Annotated in this window: 17 protein-coding genes; 7 read left to right on the top strand and 10 right to left on the bottom strand. The window is 60.7% G+C overall.

Annotation, left to right across the window (positions count from 1 at the left end):
- Positions 1–154: 154 nt before the first annotated feature.
- The 9 genes from hycI to hycA all read right to left on the bottom strand — a co-directional run bounded on the left by hycI (position 155) and on the right by hycA (position 7,975).
- Positions 155–640: a hydrogenase maturation peptidase HycI gene (gene hycI, locus KO1_RS22095; protein WP_004104842.1), complete on the bottom strand. Its 486-nt coding sequence runs from the start codon at positions 638–640 to the stop codon at positions 155–157.
- A complete protein-coding gene (locus KO1_RS22090) occupies positions 633–1,043 on the bottom strand; it encodes a formate hydrogenlyase maturation HycH family protein (protein WP_004104844.1) in 411 nt (136 codons plus the stop codon). Before KO1_RS22090 ends, hycI begins: the two co-directional genes overlap by 8 nt.
- The gene (locus tag KO1_RS22085) at positions 1,040–1,807 is read right to left on the bottom strand and encodes an NADH-quinone oxidoreductase subunit B family protein (RefSeq protein ID WP_004104846.1); all 768 of its coding nucleotides are present in this window, start codon (positions 1,805–1,807) and stop codon (positions 1,040–1,042) included. The genes KO1_RS22090 and KO1_RS22085 overlap by 4 nt, the downstream gene beginning before the upstream one ends.
- Positions 1,807–2,349 carry a formate hydrogenlyase complex iron-sulfur subunit gene (locus tag KO1_RS22080; protein ID WP_004104848.1) on the bottom strand — a complete coding sequence of 181 codons (543 nt, stop codon included), beginning with the start codon at positions 2,347–2,349 and terminating at the stop codon, positions 1,807–1,809. The genes KO1_RS22085 and KO1_RS22080 overlap by 1 nt, the downstream gene beginning before the upstream one ends.
- A 9-nt stretch (positions 2,350–2,358) precedes the next feature.
- Entirely contained in the window at positions 2,359–4,068 is a 1,710-nt protein-coding gene (hycE, locus tag KO1_RS22075) for a formate hydrogenlyase subunit HycE (RefSeq protein WP_014839316.1), read from the bottom strand.
- Positions 4,069–4,085: 17 nt separating this feature from the next.
- Positions 4,086–5,009: a respiratory chain complex I subunit 1 family protein gene (locus tag KO1_RS22070; protein ID WP_004104852.1), complete on the bottom strand. Its 924-nt coding sequence runs from the start codon at positions 5,007–5,009 to the stop codon at positions 4,086–4,088.
- 2 nt (positions 5,010–5,011) lie between these two features.
- Entirely contained in the window at positions 5,012–6,838 is a 1,827-nt protein-coding gene (gene hycC / locus KO1_RS22065) for a formate hydrogenlyase subunit 3 (protein ID WP_017145506.1), read from the bottom strand.
- Entirely contained in the window at positions 6,835–7,443 is a 609-nt protein-coding gene (locus KO1_RS22060; protein ID WP_023321498.1) for a 4Fe-4S dicluster domain-containing protein, read from the bottom strand. Before KO1_RS22060 ends, hycC begins: the two co-directional genes overlap by 4 nt.
- A gap of 82 nt (positions 7,444–7,525) precedes the next feature.
- Positions 7,526–7,975, bottom strand: coding sequence for a formate hydrogenlyase regulator HycA (gene hycA, locus KO1_RS22055; protein WP_004104858.1), 450 nt, complete (start codon positions 7,973–7,975; stop codon positions 7,526–7,528).
- Between the two features lie 208 nt (positions 7,976–8,183).
- Between hycA and hypA the strand changes: the two genes are divergently transcribed.
- The 7 genes from hypA to KO1_RS22020 all read left to right on the top strand — a co-directional run bounded on the left by hypA (position 8,184) and on the right by KO1_RS22020 (position 15,178).
- Positions 8,184–8,528, top strand: a complete 345-nt coding sequence (gene hypA / locus KO1_RS22050) for a hydrogenase maturation nickel metallochaperone HypA (RefSeq protein ID WP_004104859.1) — start codon at positions 8,184–8,186, stop codon at positions 8,526–8,528.
- 7 nt (positions 8,529–8,535) lie between these two features.
- On the top strand, positions 8,536–9,408 hold the full coding sequence (gene hypB, locus KO1_RS22045) for a hydrogenase nickel incorporation protein HypB (protein WP_004104860.1): 873 nt from the start codon (positions 8,536–8,538) through the stop codon (positions 9,406–9,408).
- On the top strand, positions 9,399–9,671 hold the full coding sequence (locus tag KO1_RS22040) for a HypC/HybG/HupF family hydrogenase formation chaperone (protein WP_004104861.1): 273 nt from the start codon (positions 9,399–9,401) through the stop codon (positions 9,669–9,671). The genes hypB and KO1_RS22040 overlap by 10 nt, the downstream gene beginning before the upstream one ends.
- On the top strand, positions 9,672–10,793 hold the full coding sequence (gene hypD, locus KO1_RS22035) for a hydrogenase formation protein HypD (RefSeq protein ID WP_047720731.1): 1,122 nt from the start codon (positions 9,672–9,674) through the stop codon (positions 10,791–10,793). It abuts the gene before it with no gap.
- The gene (gene hypE, locus KO1_RS22030; RefSeq protein ID WP_016809470.1) at positions 10,790–11,800 is read left to right on the top strand and encodes a hydrogenase expression/formation protein HypE; all 1,011 of its coding nucleotides are present in this window, start codon (positions 10,790–10,792) and stop codon (positions 11,798–11,800) included. The genes hypD and hypE overlap by 4 nt, the downstream gene beginning before the upstream one ends.
- Before the next feature lie 231 nt (positions 11,801–12,031).
- Positions 12,032–14,104 (top strand): formate hydrogenlyase transcriptional activator FlhA, encoded by a 2,073-nt coding sequence (gene flhA, locus KO1_RS22025; RefSeq protein WP_004104864.1) that lies wholly within the window; start codon positions 12,032–12,034, stop codon positions 14,102–14,104.
- Positions 14,105–14,221: 117 nt separating this feature from the next.
- Positions 14,222–15,178: an alpha/beta hydrolase gene (locus tag KO1_RS22020; RefSeq protein WP_047720730.1), complete on the top strand. Its 957-nt coding sequence runs from the start codon at positions 14,222–14,224 to the stop codon at positions 15,176–15,178.
- Positions 15,179–15,297: 119 nt separating this feature from the next.
- Here KO1_RS22020 and KO1_RS22015 read toward each other — a convergent pair whose 3' ends face one another.
- Complete coding sequence (locus KO1_RS22015; RefSeq protein ID WP_016809472.1) at positions 15,298–16,698, bottom strand: glycoside hydrolase family 1 protein; 1,401 nt, start codon at positions 16,696–16,698, stop codon at positions 15,298–15,300.
- Between the last annotated feature and the right edge of the window lie 9 nt (positions 16,699–16,707).

Genomic DNA, 16,707 nt, shown 5'->3' with positions numbered 1-16,707 from the left:
TCGTCGTAGCCCGGACAGATGCGCAGCATCGCCTCCGGGAATGGCAAACGCCAGGGTGACAAAAGTCGTCGTAGCCCGGGTAAGGCGTTTACGCCGCGACCCGGGAAAAAAGTAAACCTGCTCCCCCTGATCGAACTCCAGGCTTGCGCTGCGCTTAGCCGGGGAACGCCGGCTCCTCTGCGGCTTCAAGTGCCGCAAACCCCCCCTGCCCCTGCCACCCATCAAGCCGCGCGTACACCGCTTCGACCGCGTCCTTAATCGGCTGGGTCATCGGGTAATAAAAGCCGACGATATCCGGCTGAATACCCAAGAAAATCACCTCGCCGATATCCTCTTTTAGCTGATCGATCAGATAGTTGAGCGGCATATTGTGGGTAGTCATCATAAACATCTCGGCGATATCGTCCGGATCGACGATGCGGATCTCGCCGGGGTTCAGACCCATATCGGTGGCATCGACGATCAGCAGGCGCTCGGGGCGCAGCTCGCGAATGGCGACGATATCGTTTTCCGGCGCGCTGCCGCCGTCAATCACCACCCAATCACCGACGGGATTAGCCGCGCACATCTCCGCCAGCAGCGGGCCTGCGCCGTCGTCGCCCATCATGCTATTGCCGACACAGAGTAAAACGTCAGTCACGGAGTCTCCTCACCATCAGATAGATGGCGCTTTCCTGGTGAATATCATGCAGCATACTGAGCATAGTTTTGCTCCACGCCTGCTGCTCGGGGGTCTGTCGCGCCAGCGCTTTATCAAAAGCGTTAGCCAGCATCGTCACATGATTGCTGTCGATAACAATCTCGCCGTACTTCGGCACGCCTTCCATTTTACGCCGCGCGGTGCTGCCCTCTTCGAGGGTCGCAATCCACGCCAGATACGCCTGCCACGGGCAGCTCAGCGCCGCCTCGAGGCAGTCGATGACGCCGAGGTGGTGGCCAATCGCCAGGCTGTAATAGACCACCTGCTGCGCCTGGTCAGGCGTCGCGTCGTTCTCATCAATAAATTTACGGCTCAGCTGACTGAACACCACCGTCTCGCTCATCGGATACGCGCTCCTTCTACGACCTGGTTCAGATGGGTGACGATCTCGGTCAGACGCGGATCTTTTTCCGCCTCCAGCCAGCGCATCACCTGGCTATCGCCCTGCCCCAGCAGGCGCATATAGTCATCGGCAATCTGCCGGCCGTAGCGATAGCCCGCCAGCCGGCGCGCTTCGCGATCGATGCGCACCCGCAGCGGCTGTACCATATCCGGGTGCAGAAGTTCGGTCGGCTGCTCGTCCTGCTCGCCCGGCACGCGGGCGTGGATTTTCTGTTCCAGCAGGCCCAGCGCCATCGCGAAGCCGTACAGCGTCGCGGCCGGGGTGGGCGGGCAGCCGGGAATATAGACATCCACCGGCACGATTTTATCGGTTCCGCCCCACACGCAATAAAGGTCGTGGAAGATGCCGCCGCTGTTGCCGCAGGCGCCATAGGAGATGCAGATTTTCGGATCCGGCGCGGACTGCCACGCGCGCAGCGCGGGAGAACGCATCGCCCGGGTCACTGCCCCGGTAAACAGCAGAATATCGGCGTGACGCGGCGACGGCACCACTTTGATCCCAAAGCGCTCGGCGTCGAACAGCGGCGACAGGGTGGCGAAAATCTCGATCTCGCAGCCGTTGCAGCCGCCGCAGTCCACCCGATAAACGTAGGCGGAACGCTTAATTTTCTTCAGCAGCGATGCCTTCATGCTGGCGATGGACTCATCCACCGTCATCGGCACCGGAATGCCGTTGTCATCGCGCGGGCCTAATAAGTTGCTCATCAGCTGGCCTCTCTCATATGGCGAGTCAGTTCAATACGGTCGGACGGCACCAGGCACTTCTGGCGTTTGCACTCCGGGCAGGTCTCGAAGCTTTCGCGATGCAGCTCGGCGCGGCTATCGCCGTTGTGTTTGAGCAGCGCGATGGCATAGTCGATCTCTTTCTGTACGGCGAATGGGCGTTCACACACCCGGCAGTGGCAAATGGCAAAACGCGATTGCTGGAGAAAATCCTCTTTCTTCCATACCGCCAGCTCGTACTCCTGAGAGAGCTTAATCGCCGCCGTCGGGCAGACCTCTTCGCAGCGTCCGCAGAAAATGCAGCGCCCGAGGTTGAACTGCCACGCCAGCTGGTTGGTGGCGAGATCGGTTTCTACCGTCAGGGCGTTCGACGGACAGGCGTTAACGCAGGCGGCGCAGCCGATACACTGCTGCGGATTATGCTCCGGTTTGCCGCGGAAATTTTTATCCACCGGCATCGGCTCCAGCGGGTATGAGTGCGTCGCGGTGCCGGTTTTGATGACTTTTTTAATAAAGGTAAACATGGCGATTCCTTATTTCAGCGGCGAGTTCTTACGCTCGATGCTGTAGCGCTCCAGCTCTTTGTACGGCACCACTTTGCTCTTCTTCTTGCGCACGTCGACCACCGTCATGCGATCGGTACAGGAGTAGCACGGGTCAAGGCTGCCGATGATCAGCGGCGCGTCGGAGACGGTATTGCCGCGCAGCATATAGCGCAGAGTCGGCCAGTTGGCGTAGGTCGCCGCCCGGCAGCGCCAGCGGTACAGCTTCTGGTTATCGCCGGTCATACTCCAGTGGATATCATCCCCGCGCGGCGCTTCTGAGAAGCCGAGCGCGAAGCGGTGCGGAATATAGGTGAAGCCCTCCACCATCAGCGGGCCGCCCGGCAGGTTATCGAGGCCAAAGTCGATCATGTTCAACGCGGTGTAGACCTCGTTGATGCGCACCTTCAGACGCGAGATGACGTCGCATCCCTGTTCGCTGTGCACTTCCATCGGCAGCAGGCCGTAGCCGACAAACGGGTGATCGGCGCGGGTATCGCGGGCGTGCCCGCTGGCGCGCACCATCGGGCCAACGTTGCTGAAGTCGCGGGCGATTTGCGGGTCGAGACGACCAATGCCCACGGTACGCTGCTCCATATTCGGCGTGCTGAGCAGCATATCCACCAGCTCCTGCACGTCGCGACGCATCTGCTGCGCCAGCTGGCGGGTCTGGATCATGTCCTCTTTCAGCAGATCGCGACGAATGCCGCCAATCAGGTTCAGACCGTAGGTTTTACGCGCCCCGGTAAGAATTTCCGCCATCTTCATCGAGGTTTCGCGCACGCGGAAGAACTGCATAAACCCGGAGTCGAAGCCGGTAAAGTGGCAGGCGAGGCCGAGGTTCAGCAGGTGCGAGTGCAGGCGTTCCACCTCCAGCAGAATGGCGCGGATCATCTGCGCGCGCTCCGGCACTACGATGCCCATCGCGTTCTCTACCGAAGTGGTGTAGGCGGTGCTGTGGGCGAAACCGCAGATACCGCACACGCGGTCCGACAGGAAGGTCACTTCGTTGTAGCCCATCCGGGTTTCCGCCAGCTTTTCCATCCCGCGATGGACGTAGAACAGGCGGTAGTCGGCGTCGATAATATTCTCGCCGTCAACGAACAGGCGGAAGTGGCCCGGTTCGTCGGAGGTGACGTGCAGCGGGCCAATCGGCACCACGTTGTTTTTCTTGCTGCCCAGCTCGTTGATAAACTCGTAGGTTTCGGCATCGGTGGTCGGCGCCGGGCGTTGACGGTAGTCCATGCTGTCTTTTCGCAGCGGATAGAGTTCATCCGGCCAGTCGTCCGGCAGCACCAGCCGGCGCTCGTCCGGCAGCCCCACCGGCACCAGGCCGTACATATCGCGCACTTCGCGCTCGCCCCACACAGCCGCCGGCACGCGCGGCGTCACCGACGGATATTCCGGTTTATTGGCGTCCACTTCCACGCGCACGGTGATCCAGCATTTCGTGCCCTGCTCCATCGACAGCACGTAGTAGACGGCGTAGTGGCCGTTGAGCTTGCGTTCGTCGTTGCCAAACAGCACAGACAGCCAGCCGCCCTGCTTGTAGTACAGGAACTCGACCACTTCCGGCAGATAGTTGACCTTTACCGTGACCGTCAACTGGTCTTTGGTCTGCCAGGCTTCATCCAGCACCACGCCCGGAAAGGCCTGATGCAGCGCGGCGAGATAGTGTTGACCGATTTTTTCTTCAGACATGCTCAAACTCTCTTAAATCACGCCACCAGCAAGGAGACGAAGGCTAAAAAGGCAAAACCAAACCCGGCCCAGGTGACGCGGGAGGTGGCGCAAAAGCGCAGACGCGCCATGCTGTTTTCGAACAGCGCAATCACCAGCACGCCAAGCACCAGCTTGACGACGGCAACTACCAGCGCCAGCAGCAGACCGCCGACGCTAAAGCTGGTCATCTGTCCCCACGGGATAAATACGCCGACGAACATTTGCAGGACCACCAGCTGCTTGAGGCTGATGCCCCACTTCAGCACGCCGAAGCCGCTACCGCTGTATTCCGAGAGCGGGCCTTCCTGAAGCTCCTGCTCCGCTTCCGCCAGGTCGAACGGCAGCTTGCCCATTTCGATAAAGGTGGCGAAGGCGCAAGCGCACAGCGCCAGAATCAGCGGAAGAGTGCGGGCGACAGGCCAGTGATAAATGGTGTCAGTGATACTGCTGATATGGGTGGACCCGGCGACCTGAGCCGCGACCCACAGGCCGAGCAGCAGGATAGGCTCCACCAGCACGCCGAGCATCGCTTCACGGCTCGCCCCGATAGCGGTAAACGGGCTGCCGGTATCGAGGCCGGAGATAGCGAAGAAGAAACGGGCGATGGCGAACAGGTAGATCAGGGTAATCAGGTCGCCCAGCCCCGCCATCGGCGAATCAACGGTCACCACCGGCAGCGCGGTAGCGATGGTCAGCATCACGCCGACCATCACGTACGGCGTCAGGCGGAAGACCCAGCCGGAGGCATCCGGGCCAACGCTCTGGCGCCCCAGCAGTTTCAGGATATCCCGGTACTCCTGCAGTACGCCCGGGCCGCGGCGATTATGCAGACGCGCGCGGGCGACGCGGGTCACCCCGGACAACAGCGGCGCGACGGCGAACAGCACCAGCGCCTGCAACAATGCAATTAATACGCTCATTCTCAGGCTCCTCGGGAAATCACAATCACCACCAGTACCGCCAGCTCCACCAGCGCCACGCCGCGAAACAGCGCGGGCGCAGAAGCGTTCTGCCAGCCGGGCACCAGGCGCACCGGGTTCAGCCAGTGGCGCAGCTTGAGAATTGGCGCAAAAGCCTCTTTCACCGGCATGGCGAAACCGTGGGCGGTCACCACCATGGATTTTTCATGGTCATAGCCGCAGACCCAGGCCGCGCCGCGCGAGCGCGCCGGCAGGCGATCGCCCTTAAAGAAGATCATCAGCAGCAGCGGCAGCAGCGGGCAGGCAATCAGCAGAATGGCGATCAGCGGCTGAGACACCACGCTGGAGACCTCCGCCTGCACCGGAAACGCCCCGCTCACCAGCGGCAGCAGCCACGGCGCGGCAACCCCGCCAATCACGCAGCAGACGGCGGCCAGCACCACGCTAAAGGTCATCAGCCCCGGCGCGCAGGTGGCGTTTTCCGCCTCTTTGCTTCGCGGCGCGCCGAGGAAGGTGACGCCGTAGACTTTCGCCATACACATCACCGCCAGCGCGCCGGTGATCGCCAGGCCCACCGCCAGCAGCGGCCCAAGCAGGCGGCCAACAAACGCGTCGCCGGTGCTCAACTTAAAGAAGGACTGATAGATAACCCACTCTCCGGCGAAGCCGTTCAGCGGCGGCAGCGCGGCCATCGCCATCAGACCCACCAGCATCGAAAGGGAAATCAGCGGCATTTTCTTGCCGATCCCGCCAAGCTTTTCGATATCGCGATGGCCGGTGCGGAACCACACCGCTCCCGCGCCGAGGAACAGGGTAGTTTTAAACAGGCTATGGTTGATCAGGTGATACATGCCGCCGATAAAGCCCAGCACCATCAGGGTTGGGTTATGGGTCGCCACGCCGGTGACGAATGCCCCGAGGCCGAGCAGGATAATGCCGATGTTTTCCAGGGTGTGGTACGCCAGCAGGCGCTGAATATTGTGCTCCATCAGGGCGTACAGCCCGCCGACGAAGGCGGTGATCATCCCCAGCACCAGCAGCATCACGCCCCACCACAGCGGCGGAACGCTGCCGGCCAGCGAGACCGTCAGGATGCCGTACAGACCGACCTTCATCACTACCGTAGAAAACAGCGCGGCAGCCGGAGCGCTGGCGCCAGCGTGGGCCTGCGGCGCCCAGCCGTGCAGCGGAATGACCCCGGCCAGCAGCGCAAAGCCGATCAGGCCCGGCAGCCACAATAGCGCGTTTTGCGGCGCCGCCACCGCCAGCTGGGTAATCTGCCCTAGCTCAAGGGTGCCGTAGGTCGACCAGACCAGCCAGCAGCTCCACGCCATCAGCAGCGTACCGAGGCGTCCCAGCGCAAACCACAGCTTGCCGGACTGCGCGCAGCCGGTAAGAAACGCGGCGCAAAGGGCCATAATTTCCGCCATCACCACCAGCGCGCCGAAGTTCGTCACCACCACGGCGCAGACGGCGGCGGCCAGCAGGAGATTCACCAGCAGACCGTTGGCTTTAACCTGCGGATGACGATGCCAGGCGATATTGAACAGCGAAATCGGCAGCGCCGACAGGCCGATTGCCAGCAGCCACAGCGCATTGACGCCGCCAACGCGCAGGGGCAGGTGCAGCATTTGCAGCATGCCGGCGCTGACGCGATCCGGCATCAGCAGCGCCGTTCCGCCCGCCAGCACCAGCATCGCGCTGGCGACCGCGCCGCCAATCCCGGCGATCGCCCCGCTCAGCGGTTTGCGCAGAGCGAACAAAAACGCCAGCACCGCGCTGGCGGCGTACCAGGCCACCGCCTGATTCACTAAGGAAATCACACTCATTTCACGTCCCCTTGTTGCGCCTGGAACAGCGACAGATCGCCGAGGTCGGTATTAAAAGTCAGCTGCCGCTTACGCTTGCTGGCCTGGGCGATATCGCGGATATCCACCAGCAGCAGCGCTTTGGTCGGGCAGGTGCGCACGCACGCCGGGCCTTCCTCATCGAAGTGGCACAGGTCGCATTTGACGGCGATAGCGCGTACGCCCGGCACCCAGTCGAGCAGCGAGCTGACGCGCGCCGGGGCCGGCGGCGCGGCGGGCGCCATCGGCGTATTGGCGTTAGCCGGAATATCCAGCGGGCGGCTGCCGGAAAACTCAATGGCGCCGAACGGACAGGCGATGCCGCACAGCTTGCAGCTTACGCACAGGCTCTCATTGAGCTGCACCGCGCCATCGACGCGATTAATGGCATTAACCGGGCAGACGGCGGCGCAGGGCGCATCTTCACAGTGGTGGCACATCTGCGGCGCGGATTCTTTTTCATTGCGCATCAGCCGTAGCCGGGGCATGGCTTGCAGGCCCTGCTGGCGGTGAGTCTCAGCGCAGGCGGCTTCGCAGGTGCGACAGCCGATACAGACGGTGGAGTCAGCAATTACAAAACGGTTCACCGGGTCGTCCTCAGGTGAAAGTCATTTTTGACGAAAACAGGTTGCGCAGGTGTCAGCTTCGACACTTGTCGACACCTGACGATTAACGGGCCAGCGTCAGGTGGTTTAAATCCACCGGCTGGTCTTGTTCGATAGCCTCGTAGAGACGGTCATAAACGCTGGCGATAGTCGCCAGATAGTGCTCCAGAACCTGCTCGCGATCGCGGTTGCTGATCCGGCCATCAATGGTGCCGTCTGAGCCCAGCGTGGCCTGGGCAATCAGCCGTCTGTCGCCGCCGTCTTTACTCTCTACGTAATACTCGATGGTGTGGCTGTTAAAGCCCTCCGCCAGCGCCACGTAAACCTGAAAATGACCAAACAATACGAAGCACAGCTCTTTATCCGGCGCGCAGCTCATCGCATGATGCAAACGCGCTTTCGACAGGGTTATCCCCTGTACCAGCGAGTTGCAGTAGGTATGCCACTGCTCCTGATGCTGGCGGTGACGATCGGCGATGTAGTCCGCCTTTTCACTTAATTCCCAAATAGTCATCCCGGATCCCCCGTTGTATGAGATGCACCGGTTAAGCATTTTTCATGCCAAAAGTTAATTAATTGATTTTTAACGATTTTAATAAATTTACCCTATAAGAAAGACATGTCGATGACGATGTCTGAGCGGTGTCATCGACATTTTTATGACATTACTTATGACCTGGCATCGTTATTGCATTAATGGGCCATCGCGATACGGAGGCACCATGCACGAAATCACCCTTAGCCAGCGGGCGCTGGAAATTATCGAACAGCAGGCGCAGCAGGCCGGCGCGCGTCGGGTCACCGGCGTGTGGCTGAAAGTGGGGGCATTTTCCTGCGTGGAAGCCAGCGCGCTGACCTTCTGCTTTGAGCTGGTGTGCCGCGGCACGCTGGCGGAAGGCTGTGAGCTGCATATCGCCGAACAACAGGCTGAATGCTGGTGTGAATCCTGCCAGCAGTACGTGCATCTCATCTCACAGCACGTGCGCCGCTGCCCGCAGTGTCAGAGCGACCGGCTGCAAATTGTGGCGGATGACGGCTTACAGATTCAGCGACTAGAAGTGGAGTAATAAGATTATGTGTACAACCTGCGGCTGCGGTGAAGGCAACCTTTATATAGAAGGCGACGAGCATAACCCGCATTCGGCGTTTCGCAGCGCCCCCTTCGCGCCCGCCCCGCGCCAGATGATGACCATTACCGGCGTGAAAACCGATAACTTTTCCCCCACCCGCTCGGAGACTGGCGACCTGCACTACGGTCATGGCGAAGCGGGTACCCATGCGCCGGGCCAGAGCCAGCGGCGGATGCTGGAAGTGGAAATCGACGTCCTGGATAAAAACAACCGTCTGGCCGCCCGCAACCGCGCGCGTTTCGCCGCCAGGAGCCAGCTGGTGCTGAACCTGGTCTCCAGCCCCGGCTCCGGCAAAACCACCCTGCTGACGGAAACCCTGCTGCGGCTGAAAGAGAAAACCGCCTGCGCGGTCATTGAAGGCGATCAGCAAACGGTGAACGACGCCGCGCGCATCCGCGCCACCGGCACTCCGGCGATTCAGGTCAACACCGGCAAAGGCTGCCATCTCGACGCGCAGATGATCGCCGACGCCGCGCCGCGCCTGCCGCTGGCGGACCACGGCATTCTGTTTATCGAAAACGTCGGCAACCTGGTGTGTCCGGCAAGTTTCGACCTCGGCGAACGTCATAAAGTGGCGGTGCTGTCGGTAACCGAAGGCGAAGACAAACCGCTGAAGTATCCGCATATGTTCGCCGCCGCCAGCCTGATGCTGCTTAACAAGGTCGACCTGCTGCCGTATCTCAACTTTGACGTAGAGAAGTGTCTGGCCTGCGCCCGCGAGGTGAACCCGGATATTGACATTATTCTGCTTTCCGCCACCAGCGGCGAAGGCATGGACCAGTGGCTTCGCTGGCTGGAGGCGCAGCAATGTGCATAGGCATACCCGGACAAATCTGCGCTATTGACGGCAATCTGGCGAAGGTCGAAGTGTGCGGCATTCAACGCGAAGTCGACCTGACCCTGGTGGGCGCGGTTGACGATCGCGGTCAGCCGCGTCTCGGCCAGTGGGTGCTGGTCCACGTGGGTTTTGCCATGAGCGTGATTAACGAAGCCGAAGCCCGCGACACCCTCGAGGCGCTGCAAAATATGTTTGAAGTCGAGCCGGACGTCGGCGCGCTGCTGTACGGCGAGGAGCGGTAAATGCGTTTTGTTGATGAATACCGCGCTCCGGAACAGGTGATGCAGCTGGTGGAACATCTCCGGCTGCGCGCGCGCCTGCTGCCGCATACCGCCAAACGTCCGCTGCGCATAATGGAAGTGTGCGGCGGCCATACCCACGCTATTTTTAAATTTGGCCTCGATCAGCTGCTGCCGGAAAATATTGAATTTATCCACGGCCCCGGCTGCCCGGTGTGCGTGCTGCCGATGGGGCGTATCGACGCCTGTATCGATATCGCCAGCCGTCCGGGGGTGATTTTCTGCACCTTTGGCGACGCCATGCGCGTACCGGGAAAAAACGGCTCGCTGCTGCAGGCAAAATCGCGCGGCGCCGACGTCCGCATCGTCTATTCGCCGATGGACGCCCTGAAGCTGGCGCAGCAGCACCCCGATCGAGAAGTGGTATTCTTCGGTCTCGGCTTTGAAACGACGATGCCCGCCACCGCCCTGACCCTGCGTCAGGCCCGCGAGCGCGGCGTCGGGAACTTTTACTTTTTCTGCCAGCACATCACCCTGCTGCCGACCCTGCGCAGCCTGCTCGACCAGCCGGATAACGGTATCGACGCTTTTCTCGCCCCCGGTCACGTCAGCATGGTGATTGGCACCGATGCTTACGGGTTTATCGCCAGCGACTATCACCGTCCATTAGTGGTGGCCGGATTCGAACCGCTTGATCTACTGCAAGGCGCGATGATGCTGGTTGAGCAGACAATAGCGCAGCGCAGCGAAGTGGAGAACCAGTATCGCCGGGTGGTGCCCGATGAGGGCAACCCGCTGGCGCAGTCGGCCATCGCCGACGTGTTTTGCCTCAGCGGCGATAGCGAGTGGCGCGGTCTGGGGGTGATTAACGACTCCGGCGTGCACCTGACGGCCGCGTATCAGCGTTTCGACGCAGAAGCGCATTTCCGCCCGGCGCCGCAGCGGGTCTGCGACGACCCGCGCGCCCGCTGCGGCGAGGTGCTGACCGGCCGCTGTAAACCGCACCAGTGCCCGCTATTCGGCAATACCTGCAACCCGCAGAGCGCATTCGGCGCGCTGATGGTCTCATCGGAAGGCGCCTGCGCCGCCTGGTATCAATATCGCAGTCAGGAAATCGAAGCATGAAAAGCGTTCAGTTAGCCCATGGTAGCGGCGGTCAGGCGATGCAGCAGCTGATCGGCGACCTGTTTATGCAGGCTTTCGCCAACCCCTGGCTGGCGGAGCAGGAAGATCAGGCGCGTCTCGATCTCGCTCAGCTTAGCGCGCAGGGCGACAGGCTCGCCTTCTCCACCGACAGCTACGTTATCGATCCGCTGTTTTTCCCCGGCGGTAATATCGGCAAGCTGGCGGTCTGCGGCACGGCGAACGATGTGGCGGTGAGCGGCGCGCTGCCGCGCTATCTCTCCTGCGGGTTTATTCTCGAAGAGGGGCTGGAGATGGCCACCCTCGAAGCGGTGGTGAGCAGCATGGCGCAGACCGCGCGGGAAGCCGGTATCGCCATTGTGACCGGCGATACCAAAGTGGTGCCGCGCGGGGCGGCGGATAAGCTGTTTATCAATACCGCCGGGATCGGCGTCATCCCCACCGGTATTCGCTGGGGAGCGCAGCAGATTAGCGCGGGAGACGTGCTGCTGGTCAGCGGCACGCTTGGCGATCACGGGGCAACGATCCTCAACCTGCGCGAACAGATGGGGCTGGACGGCGCGCTGTCCAGCGACTGCGCGGTGCTGACGCCCTTGATTCAGACGCTGCGCGACGTAGCTGGCGTGAAAGCCCTGCGCGATGCCACCCGCGGCGGCGTTAACGCGGTGGCCCATGAATTCGCCGCCGCCAGCGGCTGCGGAATAGAGCTGCATGAACAAAAGCTGCCGGTTAACGATACCGTACGCGGCGTGTGCGAGCTGCTGGGGCTGGACGCGCTTAATTTCGCCAACGAGGGTAAGCTGTTGATCGCCGTTGCCCGCGAGGCGGCGGAAAGCGTACTTGCGCATTTACGGTCTCATCCATTAGGCCGCGATGCGGCGATAATCGGCGACGTTGTGCCGCGCGCGGGCGTGCGCTCTGTCGGTCTGTACGGCGTCAAACGCACGCTGGATCTTCCTCACGCCGAGCCGCTGCCGAGAATTTGTTAACGGTGCGGGCCCCCGGATTGCGGCTAACGCCTTATCCGGGCTACAAAACTGCGCACACCTGTAGCCCGGCTAAGCGCAGCGCGAGCCGGGAAAAGCCAGCATGATTATCCAGCCCAAACCAGCGGGCACCCACGGATGGGTTAATGGCGGTCACAACCGCTTTATTAACAGACTATTATTTGTGTCATCACTTTCTTCTGCGCCGCTTTGCGGCGCTTTTGGACTTAAGCAATGTCGTATACACCGATGGGCGATCTTGGGCAGCAGGGTCTGTTTGATATCACCCGCATTTTATTACAGCAGCCGGACCTTGCCGCGCTGAGCGAGACGCTGACCGGCCTGGTGCAGCAGTCCGCGCTCGCCGACCGGGCGGCGATTATTCTGTGGCATTCCGGCAATCATCGCGCTATCCGGCACGCCTGCGACGACGCGGGGCAGCCGGTGAGCTACGAAGATGAAACCGTCCTCGCCAACGGCCCGGTTCGACGCCTGCTATCGCGTCCGGATGCGCTGCATTGCGATAGCGCCACCTTTGCCGAAACCTGGCCGCAGCTCGCCGTAAGCGGACTCTACCCCAACTTTGGCTATTACTGCCTGCTGCCGCTGGCGGCGGAAGGGCGTATCTTCGGCGGCTGCGAATTTATTCGCGACGACAACCGGCCGTGGACCGAAAAAGAGTACCAGCGGCTGCACACCTTTACGCAAATCGTTGCCGTGGTCACCGAACAGATCCAAAGCCGGGTCAGCAACAACGTCGATTACGACCTGCTGTGCCGGGAACGCGATAACTTCCGCATCCTGGTGGCGATCACCAACGCGGTGCTCTCGCGGCTGGATATCGATGAACTGGTCAGCGAAGTGGCCAAAGAGATCCACCGCTACTTCCGCATCGACGCCATCAGCGTGGTACTGCGCAGCAACCGCAAAGGTAAGCTCAATATCTACTCCACCCACTACCTCGACGCCAGCCATCCGGTACATGACCAGAGCGAAGTGGACGAAGCCGGTACCCTGACCGAGCGGGTATTCAAAAGCAAAGAGATGCTGCTGCTCAATCTCCACGAGCACGACCCGCTGGCGCCGTACGAAAAAATGCTTTTCGAGATGTGGGATAACAAAATCCAGACCCTGTGCCTGCTGCCGTTGATGTCCGGTAATACTTTGCTTGGGGTGCTGAAGCTGGCGCAGTGCGATGAAAAAGTCTTCACCACCACCAACCTCAAGCTGCTGCGGCAAATTGCCGAGCGCGTCTCGATCGCCATCGACAACGCCCTCGCCTACCGCGAGATTCAGCGGCTGAAAGAGCGGCTGGTCGATGAGAACCTCGCCCTGACCGAACAGCTCAACAACGTTGAGAGCGAGTTTGGCGAAATCATTGGCCGCAGCGAGGCCATGAACAGCGTGCTCAAGCAGGTGGAGATGGTGGCGCAGAGCGACAGTACGGTGCTGATCCTAGGCGAAACCGGCACCGGTAAGGAGCTGATTGCCCGCGCTATTCATAACCTGAGCGGCCGCAATAGCCGCCGGATGGTCAAAATGAACTGCGCGGCGATGCCAGCCGGGCTGCTGGAAAGCGACCTGTTTGGCCACGAGCGCGGCGCTTTCACCGGCGCCAGCGCCCAGCGTATCGGCCGTTTCGAACTGGCGGACAAAAGCTCGCTGTTTCTCGATGAAGTGGGCGATATGCCGATTGAACTACAGCCGAAACTGCTGCGCGTGTTGCAGGAGCAGGAGTTCGAGCGTCTCGGCAGCAATAAGCTGATTCACACCGACGTGCGCCTGATCGCCGCCACCAACCGCGATCTTAAACAGATGGTCGCCGATCGCGAGTTTCGCAGCGATCTCTACTACCGGCTGAACGTCTTCCCGATCCATCTGCCGCCCCTGCGCGAACGGCCGGAGGATATTCCTCTGCTGGTGAAGGCCTTCACCTTTAAAATCGCCCGCCGTCTCGGACGCAATATCGACAGCATTCCGGCGGAGACGCTGCGCCTGCTTAGCCGCATGGAGTGGCCGGGTAACGTGCGCGAACTGGAGAACGTCATTGAACGCGCGGTGCTGCTGACCCGCGGCAGCGTGCTGCAGCTTTCACTGCCGGAAATGAGCCTCGAGACTGAGCCGCTGCCGGCAGAAGTGCTGCCCGAAGAGGGCGAAGACGAATACCAGCTCATTGTCCGGGTGCTGAAAGAGAGTAACGGGGTGGTCGCCGGGCCGAAGGGCGCGGCCCAGCGTCTGGGATTAAAGCGCACGACGCTGCTTTCGCGCATGAAACGGTTGGGTATTAATAAAGACCAGCTGCAGTAGGCATAACCTTAAAACGCTGTTTCATTTTATTTTTAATGAAACAGCGTTCTGTGAGACAACTCGCTTTACCCGTTCCTGATGAATGATAAATAAGCTTTTTCCTTAATGGAGATGCTTATGACGCGTTTACCTCTGGCCGCCGCCATCGCTTTGCTTTTGGCTTCTCCGGCGGCATTTTCCTCTCTCCCCACCTTTTCTGTCTGGCCCGGCGGTGAAGCCCCCGGCGCGAAAAACAGCCCGGCGAGCGAATCGCTGGTAGAGCGCAGCAAAGATCCCTCGCTGCCCGATCGCGCGGTCACCGGGATTCGTGCTCCGACAATTACCGTTTACGCACCGGAGAAGCCCAACGGTATTGCGCTGCTGGTGACGCCGGGCGGCTCTTACCAGCGAGTGGTATTGGATAAAGAGGGCAGCGATCTCGCGCCGGTATTTAACGCCCGTGGCTATACCCTGTTTGTCATGACCTACCGGATGCCGGCGGACGGTCACGCAGAAGGCAGCGAGGCGCCGTTGGCCGATGCGCAGCGCGCGCTGCGTACCCTGCGGGCGCGGGCCGCCGAGTGGCATATCGACCCGCATAAAATCGGCATTATGGGCTTTTCCGCCGGGGGGCACGTGGCGGCCAGCCTGGAGACCCGGTATAGCGAACCGGCTTACGCCGCCGTGGACGCGGTTGATCGGCAGAGCGCGCGGCCGGACTTCGCGGTGCTCGGCTATCCGGTGATTTCGATGGATCCGGCGATTGCCCATCCCGGATCGCGCAAGGCATTGATTGGCGAAACGCCGACGGCGGAGCGGCAGCATCGCTATTCACCGGAGCAGAACGTCACGCCGCAGACGCCGCCAACCTTTATTTTCCACGCGGTAGACGATCCTTCCGTGCCGGTGGATAACGCGCTGGTGATGTTTAACGCCCTGCGCGCGCAGCAGGTGCCGACCGAGCTGCATCTGTTCGCCGAGGGGAAACACGGATTTGGTATTCGCGGGACCCGGGGCCTGCCCGCCGCCGAATGGCCGCAGCTGGCGATGAACTGGATAGCTTCGCTGGCGGAAATGAACAAATCGCGCCAATAATCCCCGGTGGGGATGACTTCCCGGAGGCGATGCTGCGCATCTGTCCGGGCTACAAGTTCGTGCGGTTTGGTAGCCCGGACAGGCGCGTCAAGCGCCGCCTCCGGGGGGATTTTGCCGGGCTATTTATCAGAACTGAAGCCGTTGCTGGTCGCCAGTTCGGCAAACCACAGCGCGTTGCGCTTTATCAGCCGCTCGCCGGTTTGCAGGTCGAGCCGCCAGAAGCCGTAGCGGCGCTTGAACGAGTTAATCCACGACCAGTTATCGATAAAGGTCCACTGATGCACGCCAAAGCAGTTCGCGCCGTCGGCAATGGCGCGATGCAGCTGCACCAGATGCTCTTCCATCAGGCCGATGCGGAACGAATCGTCAATCACCCCGTCCTCGCCCGGCTCGCCTTCCGACTCAATATCCATCGCGATACCAATTTCTGCGAGGAACCACTTTATATTGCCGTAGTTATCGCGAATGTTGGCGGCAATGTCATAAATCGCCTGCGGCAGAATCTCATTATTATCGCGATAAGGATTAAAGCGCCCTTGCGGATTCACATAGTTTTCGAAATAGAACTCCGGGGTGAAATAGTCCAGCGTATAGTCGCTTTCGCGGGCTTTCACCCGCCGCGGAACGTAATAGTTAACGCCGAGAAAATCGACGCGCGATCCGGTAATCAGCTCAACGTCGGCTTTTGTCACCTCCGGCAGACAGTCGTGCGCGGCCAGAATTTCGCACAGCTCTTTCGGGAACTGATGTTTCACCAGCGGATCGAGAAAGCTGCGGTTGAAGAACAGATCCGCATACCACGCCGCTTTTTGGTCTTCCGCGCTGTCGTTGCGGGTATAGGACGGCGTCAGATTCAGCACCACGCCAATCTCGCTTTCCAGCGCCAGCGCGCGAAACTCGCGCACCGCTTTGGCGTGGGCCAGCATAATGTTAAACGCCACCTGCGCCGCCAGACTGCCGTCTTTCTTGCAGGGATAGTGGAAGTCATACAGATAGCCGCCCTCAACTGGCACAATCGGCTCGTTGAAGGTGATCCAGTATTTCACTTTGTGCCCAAACAGCTCAAAAGCGGTACGGGCAAAACGCGCGAAAAGATCGGTCACGTGCGCCGACTCAAAGCCGCCGTACTGCTTTTGCAGCGCTTCCGGCATGTCAAAGTGATAGAGGTTGATCATCGGCTCGATGCCGTTTTCAATCATCTCATCCAGGTAGGCATGATAAAAACGCACCGCGTCCGCATTGGGCGCGCCGGTTTCGAAGTCGTCAATCAGCCGCGACCACTGAATCGAGGTGCGAAAAGAGTTGAACCCGGTCCGCTTCATCAACGCCACGTCCTGGGGATACTGATGGTAAGTGTCGCAAACCGTTTGCGGCCCAATCTGCTGATAAAAACGTTCCGGCTGTTCGGCAAACCAGCTATCCCAAATAGAACGATGCGGCTTGTTGCTTATCCCTTCCGTTTGCGGACCGGATGCCGCCGCGCCCCAAAAAAAACCTTCCGGAAACTGATACCGGGTCATAACGCCTCC

This window comes from Klebsiella oxytoca NBRC 105695 (assembly GCF_001598695.1).
Taxonomy (GTDB): domain Bacteria; phylum Pseudomonadota; class Gammaproteobacteria; order Enterobacterales; family Enterobacteriaceae; genus Klebsiella; species Klebsiella oxytoca.
This window is presented reverse-complemented; position numbering and strand designations above follow the sequence as displayed.

What these genes read in the sequence shown, in the direction of transcription:
- KO1_RS22090 (WP_004104844.1), bottom strand. Translation starts at nt 1,043, where the DNA reads ATGAGCGAGACGGTGGTGTTCAGTCAGCTGAGCCGTAAATTTATTGAT.
- KO1_RS22085 (WP_004104846.1), bottom strand. Translation starts at nt 1,807, where the DNA reads ATGAGCAACTTATTAGGCCCGCGCGATGACAACGGCATTCCGGTGCCG.
- KO1_RS22080 (WP_004104848.1), bottom strand. Translation starts at nt 2,349, where the DNA reads ATGTTTACCTTTATTAAAAAAGTCATCAAAACCGGCACCGCGACGCAC.
- hycE (WP_014839316.1), bottom strand. Translation starts at nt 4,068, where the DNA reads ATGTCTGAAGAAAAAATCGGTCAACACTATCTCGCCGCGCTGCATCAG.
- KO1_RS22070 (WP_004104852.1), bottom strand. Translation starts at nt 5,009, where the DNA reads ATGAGCGTATTAATTGCATTGTTGCAGGCGCTGGTGCTGTTCGCCGTC.
- hycC (WP_017145506.1), bottom strand. Translation starts at nt 6,838, where the DNA reads ATGAGTGTGATTTCCTTAGTGAATCAGGCGGTGGCCTGGTACGCCGCC.
- hycA (WP_004104858.1), bottom strand. Translation starts at nt 7,975, where the DNA reads ATGACTATTTGGGAATTAAGTGAAAAGGCGGACTACATCGCCGATCGT.
- hypA (WP_004104859.1), top strand. Translation starts at nt 8,184, where the DNA reads ATGCACGAAATCACCCTTAGCCAGCGGGCGCTGGAAATTATCGAACAG.
- hypB (WP_004104860.1), top strand. Translation starts at nt 8,536, where the DNA reads ATGTGTACAACCTGCGGCTGCGGTGAAGGCAACCTTTATATAGAAGGC.
- KO1_RS22040 (WP_004104861.1), top strand. Translation starts at nt 9,399, where the DNA reads ATGTGCATAGGCATACCCGGACAAATCTGCGCTATTGACGGCAATCTG.
- hypD (WP_047720731.1), top strand. Translation starts at nt 9,672, where the DNA reads ATGCGTTTTGTTGATGAATACCGCGCTCCGGAACAGGTGATGCAGCTG.
- hypE (WP_016809470.1), top strand. Translation starts at nt 10,790, where the DNA reads ATGAAAAGCGTTCAGTTAGCCCATGGTAGCGGCGGTCAGGCGATGCAG.
- flhA (WP_004104864.1), top strand. Translation starts at nt 12,032, where the DNA reads ATGTCGTATACACCGATGGGCGATCTTGGGCAGCAGGGTCTGTTTGAT.
- KO1_RS22020 (WP_047720730.1), top strand. Translation starts at nt 14,222, where the DNA reads ATGACGCGTTTACCTCTGGCCGCCGCCATCGCTTTGCTTTTGGCTTCT.
- KO1_RS22015 (WP_016809472.1), bottom strand. Translation starts at nt 16,698, where the DNA reads ATGACCCGGTATCAGTTTCCGGAAGGTTTTTTTTGGGGCGCGGCGGCA.